The sequence below is a fragment of the Asprobacillus argus genome (genome assembly GCF_032248395.1).
Lineage (GTDB): Bacteria > Bacteroidota > Bacteroidia > Flavobacteriales > Flavobacteriaceae > Polaribacter > Polaribacter argus.
Map to the genome: position 1 here is coordinate 1 of NZ_JAVTTO010000014.1, position 357 is coordinate 357.

The 357-nt window shown below is 37.8% G+C and carries 1 pseudogene; it reads left to right on the forward strand.

What is annotated here, in order from left to right:
* A pseudogene (locus RQM59_RS14385) lies at positions 1-357 on the forward strand (T9SS type B sorting domain-containing protein); the annotation flags it as partial.

Consider the following 357-nt stretch of genomic DNA (forward strand, 5'->3'; position numbering starts at 1 on the left):
TAAACGTTGGCCCTAATCAAGGAGGACTCTATACCGTTACTGCTACAACTACTAATGGAACAGGATGTACCAGAACTAGAACCATACAAGTAAATGAATCTATCATTGCAACCATCACACAAGATGACGTTACTATTGTTGATGATTCTGATAATAACTCGATCACTATTGATCCTACAAATCTAGGTATTGGTGATTATGAATATGCCCTATCTGATGAAAACAATGTCATCATACATAGTTACCAGGACTCCCCGATATTCGAGCGTTTAGAGGGCGGGTTCTACAATATATTAGTCAGAGATAAAAACGGTTGTGGAGAAGTATCTCTATTAGTATCTGTAGTAGAGTTCCCTA